The 24,277-nt window shown below is 70.3% G+C and carries 26 protein-coding genes; 13 read left to right on the top strand and 13 right to left on the bottom strand.

Features of this window, described 5'->3' with window-relative positions; translation table 11 throughout:
* Positions 1–5: 5 nt before the first annotated feature.
* The 4 genes from OG735_RS18845 to OG735_RS18860 form a co-directional block, all read right to left on the bottom strand.
* On the bottom strand, positions 6–1,604 hold the full coding sequence (locus OG735_RS18845) for an acyl-CoA carboxylase subunit beta (RefSeq protein ID WP_327324361.1): 1,599 nt from the start codon (positions 1,602–1,604) through the stop codon (positions 6–8).
* Positions 1,601–3,277: an acyclic terpene utilization AtuA family protein gene (locus OG735_RS18850; protein ID WP_327324362.1), complete on the bottom strand. Its 1,677-nt coding sequence runs from the start codon at positions 3,275–3,277 to the stop codon at positions 1,601–1,603. Before OG735_RS18850 ends, OG735_RS18845 begins: the two co-directional genes overlap by 4 nt.
* Positions 3,277–4,065: a TIGR03084 family metal-binding protein gene (locus OG735_RS18855; protein WP_327324363.1), complete on the bottom strand. Its 789-nt coding sequence runs from the start codon at positions 4,063–4,065 to the stop codon at positions 3,277–3,279. The genes OG735_RS18850 and OG735_RS18855 overlap by 1 nt, the downstream gene beginning before the upstream one ends.
* An 80-nt stretch (positions 4,066–4,145) precedes the next feature.
* Positions 4,146–5,048, bottom strand: coding sequence for an EamA family transporter (locus OG735_RS18860; protein WP_327328371.1), 903 nt, complete (start codon positions 5,046–5,048; stop codon positions 4,146–4,148).
* 154 nt (positions 5,049–5,202) lie between these two features.
* On the opposite strand from OG735_RS18860, the gene OG735_RS18865 reads away from it, so the two are divergent.
* Entirely contained in the window at positions 5,203–6,129 is a 927-nt protein-coding gene (locus tag OG735_RS18865) for a LysR family transcriptional regulator (protein ID WP_327324364.1), read from the top strand.
* A gap of 465 nt (positions 6,130–6,594) precedes the next feature.
* A complete protein-coding gene (locus OG735_RS18870; protein WP_327324365.1) occupies positions 6,595–7,029 on the top strand; it encodes a pyridoxamine 5'-phosphate oxidase family protein in 435 nt (144 codons plus the stop codon).
* On the opposite strand, the gene OG735_RS18875 is transcribed toward OG735_RS18870, so the two are convergent.
* On the bottom strand, positions 7,016–9,886 hold the full coding sequence (locus tag OG735_RS18875; protein WP_327324366.1) for an FAD-binding and (Fe-S)-binding domain-containing protein: 2,871 nt from the start codon (positions 9,884–9,886) through the stop codon (positions 7,016–7,018). The genes OG735_RS18870 and OG735_RS18875 overlap by 14 nt on opposite strands.
* A 220-nt stretch (positions 9,887–10,106) precedes the next feature.
* Between OG735_RS18875 and OG735_RS18880 the strand changes: the two genes are divergently transcribed.
* The 3 genes from OG735_RS18880 (at position 10,107) to OG735_RS18890 (ending at position 12,817) form a co-directional block, all read left to right on the top strand.
* Entirely contained in the window at positions 10,107–10,718 is a 612-nt protein-coding gene (locus tag OG735_RS18880; protein ID WP_327324367.1) for a GTP-binding protein, read from the top strand.
* Positions 10,719–10,813: 95 nt separating this feature from the next.
* Positions 10,814–11,932: a phosphoserine transaminase gene (serC, locus tag OG735_RS18885; protein WP_327324368.1), complete on the top strand. Its 1,119-nt coding sequence runs from the start codon at positions 10,814–10,816 to the stop codon at positions 11,930–11,932.
* Between the two features lie 273 nt (positions 11,933–12,205).
* On the top strand, positions 12,206–12,817 hold the full coding sequence (locus OG735_RS18890) for a Uma2 family endonuclease (protein ID WP_327324369.1): 612 nt from the start codon (positions 12,206–12,208) through the stop codon (positions 12,815–12,817).
* Between the two features lie 111 nt (positions 12,818–12,928).
* Here OG735_RS18890 and OG735_RS18895 read toward each other — a convergent pair whose 3' ends face one another.
* A complete protein-coding gene (locus OG735_RS18895) occupies positions 12,929–13,912 on the bottom strand; it encodes a WD40 repeat domain-containing protein (protein WP_327324370.1) in 984 nt (327 codons plus the stop codon).
* A 150-nt stretch (positions 13,913–14,062) separates the two neighbouring features.
* Between OG735_RS18895 and OG735_RS18900 the strand changes: the two genes are divergently transcribed.
* Positions 14,063–14,842 carry a GDSL-type esterase/lipase family protein gene (locus tag OG735_RS18900; protein ID WP_327324371.1) on the top strand — a complete coding sequence of 260 codons (780 nt, stop codon included), beginning with the start codon at positions 14,063–14,065 and terminating at the stop codon, positions 14,840–14,842.
* Here OG735_RS18900 and OG735_RS18905 read toward each other — a convergent pair.
* The 4 genes from OG735_RS18905 to OG735_RS18920 all read right to left on the bottom strand — a co-directional run bounded on the left by OG735_RS18905 (position 14,753) and on the right by OG735_RS18920 (position 16,810).
* Positions 14,753–15,007 carry a type II toxin-antitoxin system RelE family toxin gene (locus tag OG735_RS18905; RefSeq protein WP_327324372.1) on the bottom strand — a complete coding sequence of 85 codons (255 nt, stop codon included), beginning with the start codon at positions 15,005–15,007 and terminating at the stop codon, positions 14,753–14,755. The genes OG735_RS18900 and OG735_RS18905 overlap by 90 nt on opposite strands.
* Positions 15,004–15,345: a hypothetical protein gene (locus OG735_RS18910; RefSeq protein ID WP_327324373.1), complete on the bottom strand. Its 342-nt coding sequence runs from the start codon at positions 15,343–15,345 to the stop codon at positions 15,004–15,006. The genes OG735_RS18905 and OG735_RS18910 overlap by 4 nt, the downstream gene beginning before the upstream one ends.
* A 55-nt stretch (positions 15,346–15,400) precedes the next feature.
* Positions 15,401–16,315: a hypothetical protein gene (locus OG735_RS18915; protein ID WP_327324374.1), complete on the bottom strand. Its 915-nt coding sequence runs from the start codon at positions 16,313–16,315 to the stop codon at positions 15,401–15,403.
* Positions 16,316–16,411: 96 nt separating this feature from the next.
* On the bottom strand, positions 16,412–16,810 hold the full coding sequence (locus tag OG735_RS18920) for a hypothetical protein (protein ID WP_327324375.1): 399 nt from the start codon (positions 16,808–16,810) through the stop codon (positions 16,412–16,414).
* 83 nt (positions 16,811–16,893) lie between these two features.
* On the opposite strand from OG735_RS18920, the gene OG735_RS18925 reads away from it, so the two are divergent.
* Both OG735_RS18925 and OG735_RS18930 read left to right on the top strand, forming a co-directional pair.
* Positions 16,894–17,703: a helix-turn-helix domain-containing protein gene (locus OG735_RS18925; protein WP_327324376.1), complete on the top strand. Its 810-nt coding sequence runs from the start codon at positions 16,894–16,896 to the stop codon at positions 17,701–17,703.
* The gene (locus OG735_RS18930; RefSeq protein WP_327324377.1) at positions 17,700–17,948 is read left to right on the top strand and encodes a DUF397 domain-containing protein; all 249 of its coding nucleotides are present in this window, start codon (positions 17,700–17,702) and stop codon (positions 17,946–17,948) included. The genes OG735_RS18925 and OG735_RS18930 overlap by 4 nt, the downstream gene beginning before the upstream one ends.
* Here OG735_RS18930 and OG735_RS18935 read toward each other — a convergent pair.
* Positions 17,923–18,807: an MBL fold metallo-hydrolase gene (locus OG735_RS18935; protein WP_327328372.1), complete on the bottom strand. Its 885-nt coding sequence runs from the start codon at positions 18,805–18,807 to the stop codon at positions 17,923–17,925. The genes OG735_RS18930 and OG735_RS18935 overlap by 26 nt on opposite strands.
* Positions 18,808–18,950: 143 nt before the next feature.
* Here OG735_RS18935 and OG735_RS18940 point away from each other — a divergent pair, with 143 nt between their 5' ends.
* Positions 18,951–19,904: an AraC family transcriptional regulator gene (locus OG735_RS18940; protein ID WP_327324378.1), complete on the top strand. Its 954-nt coding sequence runs from the start codon at positions 18,951–18,953 to the stop codon at positions 19,902–19,904.
* Between the two features lie 27 nt (positions 19,905–19,931).
* On the opposite strand, the gene OG735_RS18945 is transcribed toward OG735_RS18940, so the two are convergent.
* Entirely contained in the window at positions 19,932–20,399 is a 468-nt protein-coding gene (locus tag OG735_RS18945; protein WP_327324379.1) for a hypothetical protein, read from the bottom strand.
* Positions 20,400–20,705: 306 nt separating this feature from the next.
* Between OG735_RS18945 and OG735_RS18950 the strand changes: the two genes are divergently transcribed.
* A complete protein-coding gene (locus tag OG735_RS18950) occupies positions 20,706–21,119 on the top strand; it encodes a hypothetical protein (RefSeq protein ID WP_327324380.1) in 414 nt (137 codons plus the stop codon).
* Between the two features lie 218 nt (positions 21,120–21,337).
* Here OG735_RS18950 and OG735_RS18955 read toward each other — a convergent pair whose 3' ends face one another.
* The gene (locus tag OG735_RS18955; RefSeq protein ID WP_327324381.1) at positions 21,338–21,841 is read right to left on the bottom strand and encodes a carboxymuconolactone decarboxylase family protein; all 504 of its coding nucleotides are present in this window, start codon (positions 21,839–21,841) and stop codon (positions 21,338–21,340) included.
* A 24-nt stretch (positions 21,842–21,865) separates the two neighbouring features.
* Here OG735_RS18955 and OG735_RS18960 point away from each other — a divergent pair, with 24 nt between their 5' ends.
* From OG735_RS18960 to OG735_RS18970, 3 genes are all read left to right on the top strand, one after another.
* Positions 21,866–22,381 (top strand): MarR family winged helix-turn-helix transcriptional regulator, encoded by a 516-nt coding sequence (locus OG735_RS18960; protein WP_327324382.1) that lies wholly within the window; start codon positions 21,866–21,868, stop codon positions 22,379–22,381.
* A gap of 93 nt (positions 22,382–22,474) precedes the next feature.
* Entirely contained in the window at positions 22,475–23,062 is a 588-nt protein-coding gene (locus OG735_RS18965) for a Uma2 family endonuclease (protein ID WP_327324383.1), read from the top strand.
* Between the two features lie 51 nt (positions 23,063–23,113).
* Positions 23,114–24,109, top strand: a complete 996-nt coding sequence (locus OG735_RS18970; RefSeq protein WP_327324384.1) for an aldo/keto reductase — start codon at positions 23,114–23,116, stop codon at positions 24,107–24,109.
* Positions 24,110–24,277: the final 168 nt, after the last annotated feature.

Here is a 24,277-nt window from a genome sequence, read left to right on the forward strand (position 1 = left end):
CTGCCTCACATCCGGAAGACGCCGAAGCCGCCACGCGCGCCTTCGACCGGTGCCGTGTGGATCGCGGACAGACAGAGCCCCAGCACCGTCCGCGTATCGCGCGGGTCGATGACCCCGTCGTCGTACAGCCGCCCCGAGAGGAACATCGGCAACGACTCCGCCTCGATCTGCTGCTCCACCATCGCCCGCAGACCGGCGTCCGCCTCGTCGTCGTACGGCTGCCCCTTCGCCGCCGCCGACGCGCGGGCGACGATCGACAGCACACCCGCCAGCTGCTGCGGCCCCATCACCGCGGACTTGGCGCTCGGCCAGGCGAAGAGGAACCGCGGGTCGTACGCCCGCCCGCACATGCCGTAGTGCCCGGCCCCGTACGACGCGCCCATCAGAACCGACAGATGCGGGACGCGCGAGTTGGACACCGCGTTGATCATCATCGCGCCGTGCTTGATGATGCCGCCCTGCTCGTACTCCTTGCCGACCATGTAGCCGGTGGTGTTGTGCAGGAAGACCAGCGGCACATCGCGCTGGTTGGCGAGCTGGATGAACTGCGCCGCCTTCTGCGACTCCGCGCTGAACAGCACGCCCTGCGCATTGGCCAGCACACCCACCGGATAGCCGTGCAGCGACGCCCACCCGGTGACCAGGCTCGGCCCGTACAGCGGCTTGAACTCGTCGAAGTCCGAACCGTCGACGATCCGTGCGATCACCTCGCGCGGGTCGAAGGGTGTGCGCAGATCGCCGGGCACGATGCCGAGGAGCTCCTCCTCGTCGTACTTGGGCGCCGCGGCCGGACCCGGATCGGCGTGCGCCTTGCGCCAGTTGAGGCGGGCGACGACCCGCCGGGCCTGCCGCAACGCGTCCGCCTCGTCGAGGGCGAAATAGTCGGCGAGGCCTGACGTACGGGCGTGCATCTCCGCGCCGCCGAGCGATTCGTCGTCGCTCTCCTCACCCGTCGCCATCTTCACCAGCGGCGGCCCGCCGAGGAAAACCTTCGACCGCTCCTTGATCATGATGGTGTGGTCGGACATACCGGGGACGTACGCCCCGCCCGCCGTCGAGTTCCCGAAGACGACCGCGATCGTCGGAATGCCGGCCGCCGACAACCGGGTGATGTCCCTGAAGAGCGCCCCGCCCGGGATGAAGATCTCCTTCTGGGAGGGCAGATCCGCGCCGCCGGACTCGACGAGAGAGATACAGGGCAGGCGGTTGGCGTACGCGATCTCGTTGGCACGCAGGGCCTTCTTCAGCGTCCAGGGGTTGGACGCCCCGCCGCGCACCGTCGGATCGTTCGCGGTGATCAGGCACTCGACGCCCTCCACCACACCGATGCCGGTGACCATCGACGCGCCCACCGGATAGTCGCTGCCCCAGGCGGCGAGCGGGGACAGCTCGAGGAAGGGCGTGTCGGGGTCGAGGAGCAGCTCGATGCGCTCGCGCGCCAGCAGCTTGCCGCGCCCCCGGTGCCGGGCGATGTACTTCTCGCCGCCGCCCGCGAGCGCCTTGGCGTGCTCGGCGTCCAGCTCGGCGAGCTTGCCGAGCATGGTGTCGCGGTGGGCGGCGAATTCGGGGCCCGCGGGGTCGAGGGCCGAGGCGAGCACGGTCACAACAGTTCCTCCGGGATGTCGACGTACCGCGAGCGGAGCCACTCGCCGAGCGCCTTCGCCTGCGGGTCGAAGCGGGCCTGCGCCGCGACGCCTTCGCCGAGGATCCCCTCGACCGTGAAGTTCAGGGCGCGCAGATTCGGCAGGACATGGCGTACGACCTTCAGCCCTGCGGTCTCCGGGAGCAGCGCGCGGAAGCGGTCCACGGTCAGTTCGTGGGCGAGCCAGCGCCATGCGTCGTCGGTCCTGGCCCACACCCCGACATTGGCGTCGCCGCCCTTGTCGCCGCTGCGGGCGCCGGCGATCAGGCCGAGCGGGGCGGCGCGGTGGGGCCCGGCGGTGTCCAGTGCCGGCGGCAGCGCACCGGCCTCTTCCAGGTGACCGACTTCCCTCGTACATGGGGGAGTCGGCACGGCCACCCGTTGGCCGTCCGGCAGTACGGCCGTGTGCGCCACCTCGGCCACGTCCACATACTCGGCCTCGAAGACCCCGTACGGCGCGCCCTTCCCGGGCGGGGCCGTCACATGGAAGCCCGGGTAGCTGCCGAGCGCCAGCTCGATCGCCGCGCCGCTCACCGCGCGCCCGACCTTGTCCGGGTCGCTGTCGCGGACCACGAGGCGCAGATACGCGCTGGCCCGCTCCTCGGTGTCGCCGTCCGGCCGCTCGGTGCGGGCCAGCTCCCAACGCACCTCCGCCGGACGGGATTTGCCGAAGGCCTCCGCCAGCTGCTCCTGCACCAGACGTGCCTTGGCCTCGATGTCGAGTCCGGTGAGTACGAACACGACCTCGTTGCGCCAGCCACCGAGCCGGTTGAGTCCGACCTTCAGTCGGGGCGGCGGGGCCTCGCCGCGTACGCCGGAGATCCGCACCCGGTCCGGTCCGTCCTGCGCCAGCCGTACGGTGTCGAGGCGGGCGGTGACGTCCGGCCCGGCGTACCTCGCGCCTCCGGTCTCGTACAGCAGCTGCGCGGTGACCGTGCCGACGTCCACGACGCCGCCCGTGCCGTCGTGCTTGGTGATGACGCAGGTGCCGTCGGCGTGGATCTCGGTGAGCGGGAAGCCGGGGCGGCGTACGTCATGGCCGCTGAAGAACGCGTAATTGCCGCCGGTGGCCTGGGTGCCGCATTCGAGGACGTGCCCGGCGACGACCGCGCCCGCGAGCGCGTCGTAGTCCTCGGGCCCCCAGCCGAAGTGCGCCGCCGCTGGTCCGGTGACCAGGGCGGCGTCGGTGACCCGGCCGGTGACGACGACATCGGCCCCGGCGCGCAGGCACTCGGCGATACCGGCGCCGCCGAGGTAGGCGTTGGCACTGAGGGCGTCCGGGAAGCGGGCGGCCAGGTCGTCGCCCTCGACGTGCGCGACCCGGACCGGGACGCCGACCCGGTCGGCGAGCTCGCGTACCGCGGTCGCCAGCCCCGCCGGGTTGAGCCCGCCCGCATTGGCGACGATCTTCACACCGCGCTCGTGGGCGAGCCCGAGGCTCTCCTCCAGCTGCTTGAGGAAGGTCTTGGCGTAGCCGAGGCGGGGGTCCTTCAGCCGGTCGCGGCCGAGGATGAGCATGGTGAGTTCGGCGAGATAGTCGCCGGTCAGTACGTCCAGCTGCCCGCCGGTGAGCATCTCCTTCATCGCGTCGAAGCGGTCGCCGTAGAAGCCGGACGCGTTCCCGATCCGCAGCATCACGCCGCCTTGGGGTCGCGGCCGGGTCCCGCAGGTCCTGCGAAGGCCTGCGCGATGTCCAGCCAGCGGTCGGCGTCGGCGCCCTGGGCCCGTACGGCGAGATCGTCGCGGTGGGCCCGCTGAGTGACCAGCAGACAGAAGTCGAGCGCGGGCCCGGTGACGCGTTGCGCGGCGTCCTCGGGGCCGTACGCCCAGAGCTCGCCGCCGGGCGCGGTCAGCTCCACCCGGAAAGGATCGGCCGGCGGCGTCAGCCCTCGTACTCCGAAGGCGAAGTCGCGCGCCCGGATCCCGATGTGGGCGACATGCCGCAGCCGTGCGGATGGTTCGCGCACGACGCCGAGCGCGTCGGCGATGTCCTGTCCGTGCGCCCAGGTCTCCATCAGCCGCCCCGTCGCCATCGACGCGGCGCTCATGGGCGGCCCGTACCAGGGGAAACGGGCGCCGGCCGGGGCCTGGCGCAGAGCCTGTTGCAGCCGCTCGCGGCCGTCGCGCCAGCGGGCCAGCAGCTCACCGGGCGGCAGCGCGGCGCCGGCCTCGGCGCCCTCGTCGACGAAGGAGTCCGGCGCGCCGAGGGCCTTCTCGACCTGGGCGGCGAAGGCCTCGGGGTCGGTGACGGCCAGCAGCGCGGCGGCGTCGGTCCAGGCGAGGTGGGCGATCTGATGGGCGACGCTCCAGCGCGGCGCGGGCGTCGGCCCCGCCCACTGTGCCGGGTTCAACTCCCCTACCAGCAGGTCGAGTTCATCGCTTTCGCTACGCAAGTCGTCGAGTACGACGGCCGGGTCGGACACGGTGCGCTCCCTCGGGACACGACGTTGTGTGTCCCGGAGCATGGCAGCGCACGGAGAAACAAGCAAGCATGCTTGCTTGATTACTGTGCCTTTCTGGCCACCTGCGTCCGTACCGCGCCCATGCTCGCCGCGATGACCAGCGCGATCGCCAAGCCGTCGACCATGGAAAGGTCCTGATGCAGCACGAGGACCCCGGCCGTGGCGGCGATCGCCGGCTCCAGGCTCATCAGCACCGCGAAGGTCGGGGCGGGCAGCCGGCGCAGCGCGAGCAGCTCCAGGGTGTACGGGAGTACGGACGACATCAGCGCGACAGCGAGCCCGAGACCGAGCGTGGACGGCACGAGCAGCGTGGATCCGGACTCCGCGATCCCGAGCGGCAGACTCAGTACGGCGCCGACCGCCATGGCCAGCGCGAGCCCGTCGGCCTGCGGGAAGCGCCGCCCGGTGCGGGCGCTGAACACGATGTACGCGGCCCACATCGCGCCCGCGGAGAGCGCGAACAGCGCGCCCACGGGGTCGAGCCGGTCGAAGCCGCCGCCGCTGAGCAGGACGACGCCGCCGAGCGCGAGGCCCGCCCAGACGAGATTGACCAGCCGCCGCGACACGATCACCGACAGCGCCAGCGGGCCGAGGACCTCGAAGGTGACAGCGGCACCGAGCGGGATGCGGTCGACGGCCTGGTAGAAGAGGACGTTCATGGCGGCCATGGCGGCGCCGAAGGCGACAACGGTGCCCCAGTCGGCGCGCGAGTGCCCGCGGAGTTTGGGCCGGCAGACGACGAGCAGGACGAGCGCGGCGAGCACGAGCCGGAGGGTGACGACACCGAGAGCTCCGGCTCGCGGCATGAGCAGTACGGCGATGGAAGCGCCGAACTGGACGGACAGCGCACCGGCGACGACAAGGGCGACGGGGCCGAGGGTGCGGCGGGATCGCGTGCCGCGACCGGTGCCGGTGCCGGGGCCGGGGCTTTCTGCGGCATCCAGGGCTGCGGCGGCCTCGAGCTCGCCCGTGACGACACTGGTACGGGTTTCGTCCACCGCACACCTCCCTGACTGATTCCGGCCGCCGACCCTCCACGCTACGGGCGCGGGCTCGCTGCGTGAAATACCAATTGGGCTGGGGTTATGCTCCAGACGCATGAGCATCGAGCTGCGCCATCTCCGCTGCTTCCTGGCCATCGCGGAGGAGTCCAGCGTGACCGGGGCGGCGGTCCGGCTGCACCTGGCCCAGCCCACCGTCTCGCGCGCTCTGGCGGCGCTGGAAAAACATCTCGGCATCCGGCTCGTCGACCGCTCCACCCACCATCTCGCCCTCACCGCCGAGGGCCGGGCCTTCCGCGACAAGGCGGCGGCCGCGGTGGCCGCGTTCGACGAGGCGCTGGACCCCGGCCGGCTGCGCAGATGGCCGCTGCGGCTCGGGCACGCCTGGTCCGCCCTCGGCCCGTACACCACCCCCTTGCTGCGTCGCTGGCAGCAGGACCACGCCGACACGCCGCTGGAACTCCTCCGCATCGACGACCGCACGGCGGGCCTGTCCCGCGGCGAGGTCGACGCGGCGGTGCTGCGGGGCCCGGTGGACACGCCCGGCCTGGTCACCGAGCGGCTCTTCACCGAGCCCCGCGTGGCAGCGGTGACGTCGGACGGCCCCCTGGCCGCACGCACCTCCCTGACCCTCGCGGAACTGGCGGGCGGGCCGGTCATCCTGAACACGGTCTCGGGCCTGACGACCCTCGACCTCTGGCCGCCGGAGAACCGCCCGACATCCACGCTCACCGTCGCCAACACCGACGACTGGCTCACGGCGATCGCGGCGGGCCGGGGCACGGGGGTCTCGGTGGCCTCCACCTCCTCGATGCACCCGCACCCGGGCGTGACGTACCGCCCCCTGTCGGACGCCCCACCGGCACCGGTCCTGCTGGCGTGGCGCGAGAGGGCGCCGCATCCGGCGATCCCTCAACTGGCGTCGCTGGCACGTGAGGTGGCCGCGGCGGGCTCCTCAAGATCGTCCATGCCGGAACGGGAACAACCCCAAGTCGGCGTGGACGTGGGGAAACAAGCTCCGTAGCGTCGATCTCGGGCGGTCCCGCCAGGGGCCGAGGCAGAGGGGGCACCATGCCACGAGAGCAACTGACCAGGCTCACCGGCAAGCTGAACGGACCGAACTGCGACGACGACAAACTACCCGAACCTGTACAGGCACGAAGGACGGGGATCCATCGTTGGATACCTCGCGGATTCACCGGGACCATGGACGCATGCCGACCGACCAAACGCCACCGATCTGCCGCCGCCGGAGAACGCTCAAGAGCTGCTGAGCGCTCGACCCGGCCGAGGCCGCGGCACTGCGGGCATGCCCTGGGACGGATCGCCGCCGCCGGCCTCACCACCCGGTCAGGCCGGTCGATGGGTCAAGACACCCTCCAGCGGTGTCACCATTTCTGCACGAGCCCGGTGACACCTGAGGCCCGGCCCGGCTCGCGTGAGAGTGAGCCGGCGGGCCACCCCGTCACCCCCCTGATAGACAGGACCCATGAAGCGCGACGAGCTGTTGTGGTTCCTTCGCAGGTACAAGCTCGCCGTCCAGGCGGCAGTGACCCCGGACGGAGCGCCCCAGGCCGCGGTCGTCGGGTTCGCGGTCAGTGACGAGCTCGAGATCGTCTTCGACACCGTCGAGACGACCCGCAAGTGCTTCAACCTGCGTACCGACCCCCGCATCGCGCTCGTGATCGGCTGGGACGACGCGATCACCGCGCAGATCGAGGGCGTCGCGGACTTCCCCACCGGCCCCGAGCTCGAACGCCTTCAGCAGTGCTACTTCGCCGCGTATCCCGACGGCCGGGACCGGCTCGCCTGGCCCGGCATCACCCATGTGCGGGTACGGCCGACCTGGGTGCGGTACAGCGACTTCACCCAGGACCCGCCGCTGGTCGAGGAGCTCACGGTCGAGGAGCTCACGATCGGGTGACCGGTCCGCCGTCCAGCCCCTCCGCCAGCACCTCCGCCAGATGCCGCGCCCGCCGCCCCTCCAGTTGCTCCAGTTGCGTACGGCAGGAGAAGCCGTCCGCCAGGACCTCCGCAGACTCGCCCGCCGCGCGGACCGCCGGGAGCAGCTGGTCCTCCGCGCACGCCACCGACACCTCGTAGTGGCCCCGCTCGAAGCCGAAGTTGCCCGCGAGTCCGCAGCAGCCGCCGCTCAACTCGCCCTCCAGACCCGCGCGTTCGCGAAGCCGGCGGTCCGCCGCGTCGCCCAGGACCGCGTGCTGGTGGCAGTGCGTCTGGCCCACCACCGGGCGGTCGATCCGGGGCGGGGTCCAGTCCGGGGCGCACTCCTCCAGGGCCTGGGCGAAGGTGCGTACGGACGAGGCCAGGCGGGCCGCCCGTGGGTCGTCGGACAGGAGCTCCGGCAGATCCGTCTTCAGGGCCGCCGCGCAGCTCGGTTCCAGTACGACGACCGGGACGCCCAGCTCCAGCAGCGGTTCCACCGTGTCCAGCGTGTGGCGCATGACCGTACGGGCCCGGTCGAGCTGGCCCGTGGAGACGTACGTCAGTCCGCAGCAGACCCGGCCCGGCGGAAGGGCGATGCCGATGCCCGCCGACTCCATGACCTGCACCGCCGCCCGGCCCACGGACGGCGACAGATGGTCGGTGAAGGTGTCCGGCCACAGCACGGCCGTACGGCCGGCCGCGAAAACCGCCGTCCGGTCGCCCATGTGCTCCCGCAGCCAGCGCCGGAACGTCACCGGCGCGAGCCTCGGCAGCTCGCGCTCCGGCGCGATCCCGCCCAGCCGTTTCGCGAGCGCGGCCAGCGGCCGGAACCCGGCCGCCGCGTTGGCCACCCGCGCGAACGGCGCCGCCGCCCGCAGCCACACCGGCAGCCACCCCATCGCGTAGTGCGAGGCCGGCCGCCGCCGGCCCGCGTAGTGGTGGTGCAGGAACTCCGCCTTGTACGTGGCCATGTCGACTCCCACCGGGCAGTCGCTCCGGCAGCCCTTGCAGGAGAGGCACAGATCCAGCGCGTCCCGTACCTCCACCGAGCGCCAGCCGTCACGGACGACCTCGCCCGCGAGCATCTCGTGCAGCAGCCGGGCGCGGCCGCGCGTCGAGTGGGCCTCCTCGCCCGTGGCGCGGAACGACGGGCACATCACGTCCGTACCCGAACCCGGCCCGGCGACACGGCACTTGGCGACGCCCACGCACCGCCGTACCGCCACCGAGAAGTCCCCGCCGTCGTGCGGATAGCCGAAGGCGACCTCCACCGGCTTCTTCGGCAGCACCTCGAAGCGGAGATTGGCGTCGAGGCGGTCCGGGCGGGCCAGCATCCCCGGGTTCATACCGCCCGCCGGGTCCCACAGGTCCTTGAACCGGCCGAAGAGCCCGACCAGTTCGTCGCCGTACATCTTCGGCAGCAGCTCCGCGCGCGCCTGACCGTCGCCGTGCTCCCCCGACAGCGAGCCGCCGTGCGCGACCACGAGCTCCGCGACCTCCTCGGAGAACCGCCGGAAGGCCCGTACTCCCTCCGCGCTCATCAGGTCGAAGTCGATACGGACATGAATACAGCCGTCCCCGAAGTGCCCGTACGGCGTACCGCGCAGACCGTGCTCGGCGAGCAGCGCGCGGAAGTCCCGCAGATACGCGCCCAGCCGGGCCGGCGGCACCGCGCAGTCCTCCCACCCCGGCCACGCCTCACCGCCGTCGGCGGTCCTGGTCGCCGTCCCCGCCGCGTCCTCCCGCACCCGCCACAGCGCCCGCATACCGGCCGGGTCGTCCACCACCGTGCCGTCCAGCGCCTCCGCCGCCCGCACGATGCCGTCCGCCCGCGCCCGCGCCTCGGCCGCGGTGCCGCCGCCCGTCTCCACGAAGAGCCAGGCCCCGCCGCGCGGCAGCCCCCGCACGTCCCGCACCAGGTCCTCGGCCATGCCCTCGACGGTCAGCGGGCGGTACGCCAGCAGGCCCAGGGCCGCATCCGCCGCCGCGCTCTCGTCGGCGTAGCCGAGCACGGCGAGCGCCCGTGCGCGCGGCGCCTCGACCAGCCGTACGGTCGCCTCGGTCAGCACGCCCAGCGTGCCCTCGCTGCCGCAGAACGCCCGCGCCAGATCGACGCCCTTCTCGGGCAGCAGAGCGTCCAGCGCGTAGCCGGAGATACGCCTCGGCAGCCCGTCCGGGAACCCGGTCCGCAGCAGCGCCAGATTCCGGTCGACCAGTTCCCGCAGCCCCGTCGGCGCGCCGCCCTCCCAGCCCTGCCCGAGCCGCAGCTCCGCGCCGCCGTAGGTGTGCACGGACAGATTCCGTACGTTGTCGGCGGTCGTACCCCACGCCACCGAGTGCGAGCCGCACGAATTGTTGCCGATCATCCCGCCGAGCGTGCAGCGGCTGTGCGTGGACGGGTCGGGTCCGAACGTCAGCCCGAGCGGCCGTACGGCGTCCCGCAGGGTGTCCAGGACGACGCCCGGCTGCACCACCGCCGTACGCGCCGCCGCGTCCACCGCCACCACCGCCGTCATATGGCGGGTGAAGTCCAGGACGACACCGATGCCGGTGGCCTGACCTGCGATGGAGGTTCCGGCGCCGCGCGGCACCACCGGCACCCCGTGCCGTCGGCACACCTCCAGGGCGGCGGCCACGTCCTCGGCGTCGCGCGGCGCGACGACGCCGACCGGCACACGCCGGTAGTTGGACGCGTCCATGGTCATCAGCGCCCGCGCGGCCGCGCTGAAGTCCACCTCGCCGCGCACCGCCCGGGTGAGCGCGCGCGCCAGTTCGCCCGCCTCCCGGCGGTCCCGCCCACCCCGGCCGCCCCACCGTCCCTGTCGCTGTTCAGCCATGTGTCTCAGGATGCCCCTGTCTCTCTCGTCACACCCGAAGGAAACGTGCCAGCTGCGCACGCTGCGCCGCACCGCCCGCAACGAAACCCCACAAGAACTTCCCAATGCGATCGGCAACTCTCCTATAGTGACGACAACTTGATCAGGAACAAGCGGCTCCAGTTACTGCCACCGCCACCCCCGGAAGGCAACACTCGATGACCGGCAACGACGAAAACCGATGACCCGCGTCACGCGAGCGGTCCCCCCGGCGCAGCCCCACCCCACGCTCGCCGGGACGACCGCCAACCCTCTGAAGATCGTCGTCGTAGGCGGCTTCGGAGTCGGCAAGACGACCATGGTCCGCTCCGTCAGCGAGATCCGTCCGCTGCACACGGAGGAGGTGATGAGCCGCGCCGACCGCAGCCTCGACGACACGGCCCGCGTACGGAAAAAATCCGACACCACCGTCGCCTTCGACTTCGGCCGGATCACGATCGACGAAAACTGCGTCCTGTACCTCTTCGGCGCCCCCGGCGAGGAACGCTTCTGGTTCCTCTGGGACCGCGTCTTCGCCGGCACGCTCGGCGCGGTCGTCCTCGTCGACACCCGCTGCCTCGACGACGCCGGGTACGCGATCGACCGCCTTGAACACAACGGCACGCCCTTCATCGTCGCCGTGAACGACTTCGGCGGCCCGTTCCACAGCGACGAACAGATCCGCGAGGCGCTCGCTCTCGGGCCCGAAGTGCCGCTGATGGAGTTCGACGCCCGGGACCACTCCTCCAGCAAGTTCGTACTGCTCGCGCTGATCGAGCACATGCACGCGCAGTCCTTGCCCCACAAGGACTGACGCGCAGCTCAGCGGGGCCCCGGCGGCCGAGACGGCCGTCTCATCCGCCGGACCGCGTCTCCGTCCTGCCCCCGGACCGGTATACGCTCCCGAACGTGGCTGAGATCCAGATTCCCGCTGACATCAAGCCCGCCGACGGCCGTTTCGGCGCGGGCCCCTCCAAGGTGCGTACGGAGGCGCTGGACGCCCTGGCCGCCACCGGCACCTCTCTCCTCGGTACGTCCCACCGCCAGGCCCCGGTGAAGAACCTGGTCGGCGCGGTGCGCGACGGCGTACGCGACCTCTTCCAGCTCCCCGAGGGCTATGAGGTGATCCTGGGCAACGGCGGCTCCACCGCCTTCTGGGACATCGCGACGTACGGCCTGATCGAGAACAAGTCGCAGCACCTCGCCTTCGGCGAGTTCTCCTCCAAGTTCGCCAAGGCCGCGAAGCTCGCGCCGTGGCTGGCCGATCCGACCGTCATCTCCTCCGACCCGGGCACGCACCCGGACCCGGAGGCCGAGGCCGGTGCCGACGTCTACGCCTTCACGCACAACGAGACCTCGACCGGCGTCGCGGCCCCGATCAAGCGTGTCGCGGGCGCGGACGAGGGTTCGCTGGTCCTGGTCGACGCCACCTCCGGCGCGGGCGGCCTGCCGGTCGACATCGCCGAGACGGATGTCTACTACTTCGCCCCGCAGAAGTCCTTCGCCTCCGACGGCGGCCTGTGGATCGGTGTCTTCTCCCCGGCCGCACTCGAGCGCGCCGCCCGTATCCACGACTCGGGCCGCCATGTCCCGGAGTTCTTCAGCCTCCCGACGGCGATCGACAACTCGCTGAAGAACCAGACGTACAACACTCCGGCGCTGGCCACGCTCTTCCTCCTGAACGAGCAGCTGACCTGGCTGAACAGCCAGGGCGGCCTGGACTGGTCGGTCCGGCGCACGGCGACGTCCTCGCGGACGCTGTACGGCTGGGCCGAGGCGTCCAAGTACGCGACACCGTTCGTCATCGACCCGGCGAAGCGCTCGCAGGTCATCGGCACGATCGACTTCGCGGACGAGATCGACGCGGCGGCGGTCGCGAAGGCGCTGCGCGCCAACGGCATCGTCGACACCGAGCCGTACCGCAAGCTGGGCCGCAACCAGCTGCGCGTGGCGATGTTCCCGGCGATCGACCCGGCGGACGTCGAGGCGCTGACGGCGTGCATCGACTACGTGATCGAGAAGCTGTAACCGAAGGCTGTACGACGAGGGGACCGGACGCGTGTCGCGTCCGGTCCCCTCGTCTGTGCACACTCGGCCCCGGATGGGCCACCGCGGGCGTGCTGCCCTCCCTCGCTGTCCAGGAGGACTTCGTCTGCGGTCTGCTGCGGCGCCGGGCGCGACGGGCATCGCGTCACCTGTACGGCGTGCACTCACACGTGCGAGTGACGGGCCGCGCACCGGACACACGGTGGTCCACCGGCCTACGATGATGGTCTCGACACCAGCCACCAGGAGGCCCGCATGTCTGCCGCAGCAGCCGAGCACCCCTGTGACGGCGAGCCGGAGACACTGCTCGAGACGGCCAACCGTCTCGCGGAGCAGCACCCCGGCTACCGCGTCGAGATCATCGGAGGCGTCCTCACCGTGGCCCCACCACCGGACGGTGCCCATGCAAGGGCTTTGACCGACCTCATGATCCCCTTCCTCGCTGCAGGTCTGCACGGCGAGGAGTCAAAGGTGCTCCAGGCGGTCGGCCTCTGGCTGCCGGGAGGTCCGGATGACTACGCCATCCCGGACCTCGCCGTCGTCGATTCCGACTTCGAAGAGCACCTCGTCGAGAACAACTGCTACGACCCGGCCGTCTTCCGGCTGGTGTTGGAAGTCACCTCCAGCAACTACCAGCAGGATCTGCGCAACAAGGTCACCGCCTACGCCGAGGCCAAGATCCCGGCCTACGTGATCGTCGACCGCAAGCACAATCGCGTCCACGTCCTGACGGACCCCATCGCCAACGACTACGACACACACCGCATCCACGCAGCGGGCGAGCAGATCGCCCTCCCCGGGTCGATCGGCGCCGAGGTCAAGCTCGACGTGGCAGCTCTCCTGCGGGCCGGCGAACGACACAGCTGACGCCGCGCCCAGCGGCTCAGCCGCTGATGACGGCCGCCCGAGGTACGCCCGCTCGGCGAGTGACCATTCGTGCCACCGGTCGGGCGTCAGCGTCATCGGGAGGCACGACGGTCAGCCGCGCCGCAGCAGACGCTTTACGCCGAGGACAAGCGCGGTGGCGCCGGCCAGGACGATCAGCCCGTACGTGAAGGTCCTCTTGTTGCCGCCATCGCTTCCGGCGGCCGAACTCCCGCCCTTGGACGGCGACTTGCTGTCCCCGTCCGAAGCGGAGTCCTTGCCGGTCGGGACCCGCTCCACCCCGCTCTGCTTCCCCTCCGAGCCGAACATCAGCGCTTTCCCGTCCAGCGTGTACGTGACCGACTCGGCCTGCCCCTGAAGCGGCGCGCTCACCCGGTGGTCCGCGCCGAGCTTGCCGTCCTTCCACACGTATCCGCGCGCGCTGAAGTACGAGCGCAGCACCAGCTCCTTGCCGTCGGGCGAGAAGGCCCCGTCCGTCACCCACGGCACCTCCCCGATCCGCCGGAAGACATTGGTCCCGGAGGCGGTGAGTGTGGCGGGGCCCTCGTACAGTCCGCCGCCGCCGTCGTTCTTCGATGCGATGTAGACCCGGCCGGTCTTGGGATGGACCATCAGCGCCTCGGCGTTGCGCGCGCCGTCCGCGTACTTGACGGTGTACTGCGTCGCCCGGACGGTCATGTCCTTGAGGGCCTTGGGCTCGGGGAACTTGTAGATCCAGACATGGTCCCAGCTGCCGTTGAGGTTGTCGCCGATGTCGCCCACGTACACGTTCCCGTCGGGCCCCACCGAGATGGCCTCCATGTCGCGGGGCTTCCCGACCCCCTCCAGAGTGACCGTCGCGACAGTCTCGCCGGTCTTGGAGTCGACGGCGAAGACGCGCGGCTCGTCCTGGTCGTTGTGCGTCCAGTAGATCCCGGGGTGCGCGCGACTGGCCGCGAGCCCGCTGGACTCCGTGATCCTCGGGTCCTTGATCGTGAAGCCGGAGTCGTCGGAGGCGGCGGGGCCCGCGGCGAGCAGCACAACGGTGGCGGCAACTCCGATGGCGGCGGAACCGGTGACGTACGGAAGCGAACGCATGCCCCCCAGCCTGCCATCTCGCGCCGACATGATCAGCTCGCGCCGCCGACGGCGTCGCCCCCGCCGCCGCTGTGGCCGCCGTTGTCGCCCTTGCCGCCGTGGCCAGCCTCACATCGCAGATGCGCGGCTTGATCCGACATGATGACCCCCATGCGTTTCATGTTCGTCGGCGACTCCATGACCATCGGACGCGCCGGCGACTACAGCTGGCGCTACCGCATGTGGCAGCACCTCAGCACATCCCTCGACGGCCCGCACGAGATCGTCGGCCCGCGGACCGAGCTGTACGACACGGTGGCGAACGCGCCGGTGTCGTACGCGTACGCCGACCCCGCCTTCCCCGCCGAGGCCCGCCGCCACCTGTCCGGCTGGGGCGAAGGCTGGCTGCACATGGCTCCGCTGATCCGGGAGACGGTCACGGCGGAGAAGGCCGACATCCTGCTGGTCTCGCTCGGCCTGATAGACCTCGGCTTCTACACGGACAGCACCCAAACCGCCCTGAACGCCCGCCAGTTCATCGCCGAGGCCCGCGCGGCCAACCCGCATGTGCGGATGGTCCTGCTGCCGGTCATCCCGAACATACGGGCCCGGTCGGACGCCCCGTTCGCGGCGGAGTGCGCCCGCTTCAACGAACTCCTGGCGAAGGCGGTCGCGGACCTGGACACCGCGGCCTCGCCGATTCTGCTGGCGTCGCCCCCGGAGTCGTACGCCCTCGACACGGACACGTACGACGGGACACACCCGGGCCCGACGGGCGAACACAAACTGGCGGGGGCGTTCGCGGGGGCGATGCACGAGGCGTGGGGGCTGGGCGGGCGGTACGGGGCCGTGGTTGTGCCGTCACAGCGGGGTGCTGCCCACCATCAGAACCTTGATCGCGACGCGGGATCCGTCGATCTCGTACGTGGCGCGGTAAGCACCCACCCGTAACCGCCGCAGCCCGGTCCCACCGAGCTTGCTGCTCGCGACAGGCTCAGGATCAAGAGCGAGAGCGTTGATCGCCTGTACCAGGGGTCTGACCGCGTCCCCGTCACGCGCCTTGAGCCGCCTCAGCCCACTGGCCGCCGCGGGCTCCCAGATGATCGTCAACCTCATGAGGCGATGCCCTTCAGCATCTGCTCGACCTCGGCCTGCGTGTGGCCCGAGCCGCCAGAGCGCATGACGCGGAGGGAAATTGCGAGATCCGCGAAGTCGAGCGCCCGCTCCTTGTCCTCCGTGCCGGACGCGCTGTCGACGAGAGCCTGCGTCCACCAGGCGTCGAGGAACGCCACGAAGTCCGGCCCTTCGGACAGCGTGGCCAGCTCACGGTCCAGGTCAGGGAGCCGTTCGGGCTTCAGGGCCGCACGAATCCCCTTGAGGTTGCGCGGAACCATGTCCCCCGTGAAGCCGAGGTCCTGCCGGGCCTCCACCAGGATGTCGCTCCATGTCGCCATGCCCCTACCCCTCTTCTGGACTGTCCGGCGGGCTACGGCAGCAGCGTAGGGCGCGCTACGCACCGGGGACGCCTTCCTGCAGGAGTGTCCGCCAGGACACGACTCTGGCCGGTGGCCGGGGACGGGAGGCCGGGCCGATGCGGCACGGGCCGCAGTGGGTCTCGTCCCCCACCGGGCGGAAGACATGGTCCTCCCCCGGCCCCTCGCAGATCACCAGCCCGTGCGGCGCGCGAGCAGGGGCCTCAGGGGCGGCCGGGAGCTTGTGGAGCAGCCGGTAACGGAGGAAGCCCACCGCCGAGCGGATGCCGTCCGCCGGGAGGCCCGTCGTCAGGGCGTGCCGCAGCTCGGCCGCCGGAATGCCGCGTCGCAGCCACTCCGCCGCCGCGTCCGCCAGCCCTCGCGCCTCCCGTACACCGATGAGAAGTTGCCGGTTGGAGTGGCGCAGCGACAGCAACACCCTCTCGGCAGCAGCAAGTTCGGCCTCCGGCTCGCCTTCGGGAGCGGGAGCGGCAGCATCCGGGGCTTCGGAGGGTGGGTGGGGAAGGTTCTTCTCCCGTTCTTCTTTGGGAGGAGCGCCGACGATCCGTTGGTCCGGTTCACCGACCGTCGGGGTCCGCTCGTTCGGCGGCTCCTCGGGCGGGGCCCCGTTCCGGAGCCGGGACGCCTCCTCACGCGTGAGGGTGACGTTCGAGAGGAGCTGGTCCGTGGACCAGCGCCCGCCTTCGCCCTGCCACCGCCAGACGTGCAAATACCCGCAGGCTTCGAGGAGTTCCTTCGCCCGCTGGTAGGCGCGGGTCTTCATACCCAGCTTCGCCGCGTGATCGCCGAGCGGCCGTGCCGACTCGCACTCGGGGAGGCCCTGTACGTACAGGAGGAGGATCTTCGCGTCGCTGCTCAGCCCTGGATGGCGTACGACGTCGTGCGAAGCCTTCGTGAAGCGCCGAAGGGGCGCGATAGCATGCCGAAGCATCCCGGTGGACTCCTTTTCCACTCGGTGGTGAAGGTCCTCGGATGGTGTTGGCGCACCGCCGGGGACCGCCCCGTTTTACGGAGCGTGATGACGCGATCACCGTACAGCACACATGACCGTCTCGTGCAACAACTCCGGTTCCACGAACGGAGTTTCGATTGACGGGCGGGACCGCCAGTCCAGCGGCCACGTCAGCCCGTCGAACGCCGGCACCCCGACGAAGGCGGCACTGCGCCCGTACCGACTCAGCGCCCGCGCGCCCGCCGGCCAGGTGTACGCGGAGACGGATTGCGGGGGCAGCAGGAAGTACATGTTCCGCTCACCCGTGGCCTCGCGGACGATTGGCCCGGCGCGGAAATCCGTGAACTGCATGAGCTCGTAAGCCACTTGCTCGGCCAGCACGCCCGCGATGCGTACGGCGTCGAAGTGGATGCCCGCGTGACGCAGGGCGTGTCCGGATGCAGGCACCCAGGTGGGGGCACTTTCTCGGTTCATGAAGGAGACGATTCCGCGCCGGGGTTCAATGTGACCAGCACCACACGAGGGTCGTGCAGGTCTGTGCACTCGGGGAGGACGTTGTGCACTCCAGTGAACGAGGTTCGAGGTCGTTCGGCGCGTTGCTGCGCTTCCACCGCGAACGGGCCGACTTCTCGCAGGAGGCGTTGGCCGGGCGCATCGGGTTCTCCAAGTCCCAGGTGGCGATGGTGGAACGGGGAGAGCGGCAGCCGAGGGGCAAGTTCGTGCCGTACGCGGATGAGGTCCTGGGTGCACAAGGTGCACTGGTCGTCGTGGCGGCGAAGGAGTTCGAGGACAACGGGCTACGGCCATGGACCGAGGACTACCTGATCGAGGAGCAGAAGGCGGCTGCCCTCCACGCGTACCAGAACCATGTGATTCCCGGCGCGCTGCAGACCGAGTCGTACGCACGGGCGGTCTTCAACTGCAACTACTGCCCGCCGCTGGAGGACGAGGAGATCGAGAAACGAGTGGCGGCCCGACTCGAACGGCAGAAGCTCTTCCGTCGCAAGCCCACACCCATCGTCAGTTACGTACTGGAGCAGAGCACGCTCACCCGGCCTCTCGGCGGCCCTGCCGTCCTCAAGGAGCAGTTGCACCACATCCTCGACGTCGGCCGACTTCGCCATGTCGAGGTCCAAGTCGTGCCTCATGACCGGCAGACCCACGCCGGACTCGCCGGGCCCATGATCCTGCTGGAGACAGCTGAGCGACGCCAGCTCGCTTACGTCGAAGGGCAGAACGGCGGCTACTTCGTGACCGAACAGCCGGACCTAGGTGACATGTTCGGTCGATATGGCATTCTGCGGGCTCAGGCACTCACTCCCGAAGAGTCCGCGAAACTGATCGAGCAGGTGGCAGAGGGACTATGAGCACGGACCTGAAGTGGTTCAAGAGCAGCTACAGCAGCGAGCAGGGCGAATGCGTCGAGGTCGCCGTCGACTGGTTCAAGAGCAGCTACAGCGGCGACCAGGGCGAGTGCGTCGAGGTCGCCACCTGCCCCGCCGCCATCCATGTCCGTGACTCCAAGGACACCACCCGCCCCGCCCTCACCCTCTCCCCCACCGCCTGGACCGCCCTCATCGAGACCGTCAGGCGTACGCCGCCCACCCGGTGATCGCAAACTTCGACCCGTCGCGACGGACCTCCACCGCGCCCGCTCCCCCGAAGTGCGCCGGGACCACCAACTCCCCCTTGTCCGCCGCGCGTTCGAGGACGCTCCTCCTGCTCGCCGCCGCGCGCTCCGCGTCCTCGTCGAAGCAGCTGTTGCAGGACGGTTCGAGGATCTGCACCGGGCTGTGCAGCAGATCGCCGACGAACACCGCCCGGTCGCTCCCGGAGGCCAGCCTCAGCACTGCCGAGCCCGGGGTATGGCCGGGCGCGGACTCGAGCGTGAGGTTGGCGTCAATGCGGTGGGTACCTTCCCACAGCACCGCCTGGCCGGAGCGGTGCACCGGCTCGATGCTGTCGGCAAACACCAGCCGCTCGAACTCCCGGCGCTCGGGACCACTTCCGGAGCCGTCCGGGCCGAAGTGAGCGTTGTCGGCCGCCGGAAGCAGGTAGCTGGCGTTCGGGAAGGCAGGCACCCACTCGCCGTCCTGCTCGACGGTGTTCCAGCCGACGTGATCCGCGTGAATGTGCGTGTTGACCACGACGTCGACCTCCTCCGGCCGCACTCCGGCCCGGTCCAACCGACTCAGGAAGTCCGTCTTCAGGTTGTCGAACGGCGGGGCACCAGGCCGCATCCGACCGTTGCCGACCCCCGTGTCGACCAGGACCGTCACCCCCTCGCTGCGCAGCACCCAGGTCTGCACCGTGGCGACGAAGCTGTCACTGTCCGGCTCCCAGAACTCCGGCGCCATCCACTCCTTGTTGTCGCTCCAGACCTCCCCCGGGCAGTCCGGGACAATCTCCCGGGTGGGGCCGAACGGCCCCTGCAACTCCCTGACCCTGATGACCTCGACGTCGCCCATCATGATGCGGTCCACGGTCGCCACCTCTCATCGGCTGCTCTGTCCCGGTCGAGCCTAGGAAAGGCGCGATGAGCGGCTCAATGCCTGTGCTGCTCAATCGGATACGCGCACGACTCAGCGGTGGTGCGAATCGCTACGCTGGCGCGATGGATGTCGTCAGTGACGCGATCTCGGCCGTCCGCATCGGGCGCCCCTCGTCCAACCGGGTCCGGATAGTCGGCACTTGGTGCTCCCGCTTCGACGCATACGACGGAGCAGGCTTCCACGTCGTACTGGAAGGCAGCTGCTGGCTCCAGCCCGACCGCGGCGCCGCGGTCTCCCTCGGCGCGGGCGATGTGGTGCTCCTGCCGCACGGCGCGGGCCATGTGCTCGCCGACAGCCCCGCCGACCGGCGCGTGCTCGAGGCGGCGGTCCCCTTCGAGCGCTGGGTCGACGGACACGGACTACGGATGGCCGCGCCTCCACCACCGCCCGCGGACGCACCTTGCACGGCGGAGCTGCTGTGCGGCAAGTACCGGCTCGACCGCAGCCATACGCACCCCCTGATGGCGGAGCTGCCGGACGTCGTCCATCTGCCGAACCGCGTCGGCAGCCACCCGGAACTGCGCGCGGCGATCGACCTGCTCGGCCGGGAGATCGGCGCCCACCGCCCCGGCACGGGCGTGGTCGTCCCCGGGCTTCTCGACCTGCTGCTCGTCTACATGGTGCGGGCCTGGATGACGGACGGCAGGGCCTACGGCGCCGGCGGCTGGCCCGCGGCGCTGAACGACCCGGTGGTGGCTGGGGCACTGCGCCTGCTGCACGAGGATCCGGCCCAGCAGTGGGGCAATGATCAACTCGCCGCGCAGGTAGGCGTATCCCGGGCCACTCTCGCGCGCCGGTTCACCGCTCTGGTCGGCCGGCCACCGATGGCCTATCTGGGCTGGTGGCGGCTGACCCGTGCGGCCGCGCTGCTGCGGGAGACCCAGGAGCCGCTGGACATCATCGCCCGTCAGGTCGGCTACAGCTCGCCGTATGCCCTCTCCCATGCCTTCAGCCGACAGTTCGGCACGACGCCGGGGCGATTTCGTGCGCAAGCGGCGTCACCGGTGAGTGGGTGACGCCGCCTCGCGGTCCGTACCCGGCCGTCAGAAGACGAACGGGCCGGGTGTCTGCGCGGACGTGGCATTGCACGTCACGCTGATGCCGAAGACCACGACCGTCAGCGACTTCCCCTCCAGGCTGTCGCCCGCGGCGACAGTCCCGTTCAGCGGCCCGGTGGACACCGGGCTGCCGGCCGGAATCGCGGGGTTGGCGTTGCCGGTGAACGTCGCCGTGTCCGAGCCGTTCTTGGTGAGCGTGAGGGTGGACTTGACGGAGTTCGCCGAGAGGTCGATGGGCGAGGTGATGGCCGAGGTGGACACGCTGATGGTCGCGGCCGTGCCGTCCTGAGTGGCGGTGAGCGTTGCCGTGCCCGAGCCGAACGACCCGCAGTCGAACGAGAGGGTGGCGGTGTCCGGCGTCACCGCGTTCGCGGCTGGTGCCATCACGAGCGCGCCTGCGGCCAGTACGCCGATGCTCGCTAATACGCCGAATCCGAGTCTGCCGTGCTTCATGGGGTCCCGCCTTCGTGTGGGGGTGTACGGGATGCCGTCGCCGGCTGCCGCTGCGCGCGGCCTGGGGCGGTGGGGTCCCCGTGTCTGATGGGCAGTCAGCGACTGCTGTCATTGCGGCATGCACACCTCAAGAACACAAGGCCGGTCCCATGAACTGTGACCGGCACCGGCCAAATCCAGCCGCGGCATCGCCACTCCCCGTACGTGCGACCGGACACCAACTGCCTTGACAGAAAGGGTCTGTTGTAAATCAGCCAACGGAACTACTCTGACGCGATCACAACGCCTGCAGGAAGGCTCCACACCATGCGCAAGCTCGCCCGCATCGCCGCAGTCGCCGGCGCCGCCGCCGCCATCGCCCTCGGCAACGTCTCCAGCGCTCAGGCCGCGAGCACCTGGTACGCCTACGCGCACACCTCCGGCACCGCGTACGGCACCTTCACGGACGACGGTGACGAGTTCAGAGCCTGCGACACCAAGGCGGATGGTCTCGGCGTGTGGCTGAAGGTCACCGCCACCTGGTACGCCGGTCCCAACGATGTGCCGTACACCGGAAGCTTCGAGCGCTACTTCACGCCGAACGCCGGCAACTGCTCGACCTACCACCACGGCAACCTCGTCGAGGACCGCACGGTCAAGCTGACCGTCTGTCTCGGCAACACGGTCAACGGCAGCACCAGCCGCTTCGACTGCGGCTCGACCATCACCGCCACGTCCTGACGCTCCCCGACTACGCACCGAGTCGAGCCGTGCGGTCCGCGCGAGGCGTGGCCGCGCGGCCGTGCGGCCACGCCTCCCGCATGCGGACCGCGATGCTGCTGCAACCATCGTGAGGCTCCCTCGTCCGATCGGCCGGACCGTCTCCTCACCATGCGCCGCGGGCCGTCGCGCCCGCAGGGCCCGGGCCGCCGAACGGGTGACCCGCGGCGGCCGCGCCACTACGCCCTGGTCAGCCGGTTCGCGAACGTCGACATCGTGTACGTGCCGATGCCCATGACCACCTCCAGCGCGTTCTGCTCCGTATAGCCGCGCGCGAGGAACGCCCGCAGCTCCTCGTCACCCACGCCCCCCGCCGTACGCAGCACCTCCAGCGCGAACTGCCGCACCGCTTCCAGCCGTTCGTCGTCGAGCGGCTTCTGCTCGCACAGTGCGGCGATCAACTCCTCCTCCGCGCCCAGCGACCGCAGCTTGCCGGTGTGCATGGCGACGCAGACATGACACTCGTTGCGCGCCGCGACCGTCATGACGACCACCTCGCGCGCGACCGGATCCAGGGTCGTCTGCTCGAACATGGCGCTGAGCTTCAGGAAGCCGTCCAGCAGGTGCGGTGACGCGGCGAGCCTGGCGACCGCGGACGGCAGATGGCCCAGGTGCTTGATGGTCGACTCCATGGAGCGACGCGACGCGGCCGGAGCCGATTCCAGGGTGTGTTCGGTGAACATGTGGTGGCTCCTATAATCGACAACGTGGTTGACGATAAAAAGGTAAACCAGGTTGTCGAAACGCGCAACGGCCTTGCCGACACGCCGGGTTACGAGCTGCCCCTGCTCCTCTTTGCCGGGTTCAGGTCCCTGATCGACCGGCTCCACGCCGAGCTGGCCGAGCAGGGCCACCCGGACGTCCGGCCCGCGCACGGCTTCGCCATGCAGGCGATCGGCGCGGGCGGCGCGACCGCGAGCGAGATCGGACGGCGGCTCGGCGTCTCCAAACAGGCGGCCGGCAAGACGGTCGACCGGCTCGTGGCACTCGGCTATGCCGTACGCGCCGACGACCCCGCCGACGCCCGCCGCAAACTCGTCCGCCTCACCCCGCACGGCATCGACGCGCTGACCCGTTCGGCCGCGATCTTCGACGAACTGCGCGCGGAGTGGGCCCGCACGCTGGGCGCGCGGCGCGTGGTCGAGATGGAGGAGGCGCTGCGTACGGTCGTCCCGGCGGAGGCGTTCCGCCTCGACGCCGCGGGCTGGTTCGGCGGCGCGTGACGCCTTCTCGACACCGGCGTGTCCCGGTCACCGTGCGTATCGTTGTACTGCGCGGCTGCATGCGACCCCGCTGCAGCGGGGAGGAGCGCCACGATGACCGTCGTAGAGAGCGGCAGGATCGACATGGCCGACGACAACGCCGAGCGCTTGGACGAGTGGTTCGAGAGGCTTGAGCAGATGCCCGTCCCCGAAGGATTCAAGGTTGAGATCGTCGGGGGGAACATCTTCATGTCGCCGCAACCGCAGACCCACTGGGAAATCATCTTCGACATCGCCCAGCAACTGAATGCCGCATACCCCCGGAATCGGCTGGCAGCCGACGTCCGCATCGACTTCCCCGGGCATCTCAACGGCTTCGCCTGTGATGTGGCAGCGATGGCAGAACGATCGGTGAAGGATCAGAACGGGCGTTGGCGCTACCAGGACATCGAGTTCGTAGCCGAGGTCATCTCCAAGAACACCGCCACCAATGACTACGGCCCCAAAAAGGCTGCCTACGCCGACGCAGGCGTCCCCGTCTACCTCATCGTCGACCCGTACACAGGCAGGTCCCATCTTCACACCCAGCCCAAGGAGGGGGACTACCTCAGTGAGCTGACCGTCGGCTTCGGCGCACCGCTCGACCTGACCGGCACTCCCGTAGGACTCACCCTCACGACCGACGAATTCCCCCGCGACTGACCGCCGGCCATCCTTGCCTGGAGCGTGCTCCAAGGCGTTGGCTTGGTAGCCATGAAGTACACACAGCTCGGACGTACCGGACTCAAGGTCAGCCGACTCGTCCTCGGGACGATGAACTTCGGGCCTCAGACCGACGAGGCCGACAGCCACACGATCATGGACGCCGCGCTCGGCGCAGGTATCAATCTCTTCGACACCGCCAATGTCTACGGCTGGGGCGAGAACAAGGGCCGCACCGAGGAGATCATCGGCAGCTGGTTCGCCAAGGGCGGCGACCGTCGCGACAAGGTCGTCCTCGCCACCAAGGTCTACGCGAACATGGGCCCCGAGGGCGACGTCTGGCCCAACTACGACCGGCTCTCCGCACTCAACATCCGCCGCGCGGTCGAGGCGAGCCTCAAGCGGCTGCGGACCGACCACATCGACATCTACCAGTTCCATCACATCGACCGCCGCACGCCGGTCGAGGAGACCTGGCAGGCCATCGACACCCTGATCCAGCAGGGCAAGATCATTTACGCGGGCTCGTCCAACTTCCCCGGCTGGCGGATCGCCCAGACCAATGAGACGGCCCGCCGCCTCGGCTCGTACGGGCTGGTCAGCGAGCAGTGCCTGTACAACCTCGCCGAGCGCCGCGCCGAGATGGAGGTCATCCCGGCCGCGCAGGAGTACGGCCTCGGGGTCATCCCCTGGTCGCCGCTGCACGGCGGGCTGCTCGGCGGTGTGATCCGGAAGGAGCGCGAGGGCGGGGCGGGGCGCAGCGCGTCCGGACGCTCGGCGGACGCGCTCGCCAGCACCGAGGTGCGCGCGCAGATCCAGGCGTACGAGGACCTGCTCGACAAGCACGGCCTTCAGCCCGGCGAGGTGGCGCTGGCCTGGCTGCTCAGCCGGCCGGGGGTCACCGGGCCCATTGTCGGCCCGCGTACGGCGGACCAGCTGGCCTCCGCGCTGCGCGCCGTCGAGCTGGAGCTGAGCGAGGAGCTGCTGTCCGCGCTGGACGAGGTCTTCCCGGGGCCGGGGCCCTCGCCGGAGGCCTTCGCCTGGTGACGGGCGAAGGCGTGGTCGGTCAGGGCTTGGGCGTGTTTCCGGAAGTCCCGCCGCCCGCAGCACGCCCCAGGGGCTACTGACCGACCACTGCCGCCACGGCGACGATCGCGAACATCAGCACAAGCACACCGGCCATGATCTGGTTTCTGGTCTTGGGATTCACGGAAC

It is taken from the genome of Streptomyces sp. NBC_01210 (assembly GCF_036010325.1).
Taxonomy (GTDB): Bacteria; Actinomycetota; Actinomycetes; order Streptomycetales; family Streptomycetaceae; genus Streptomyces.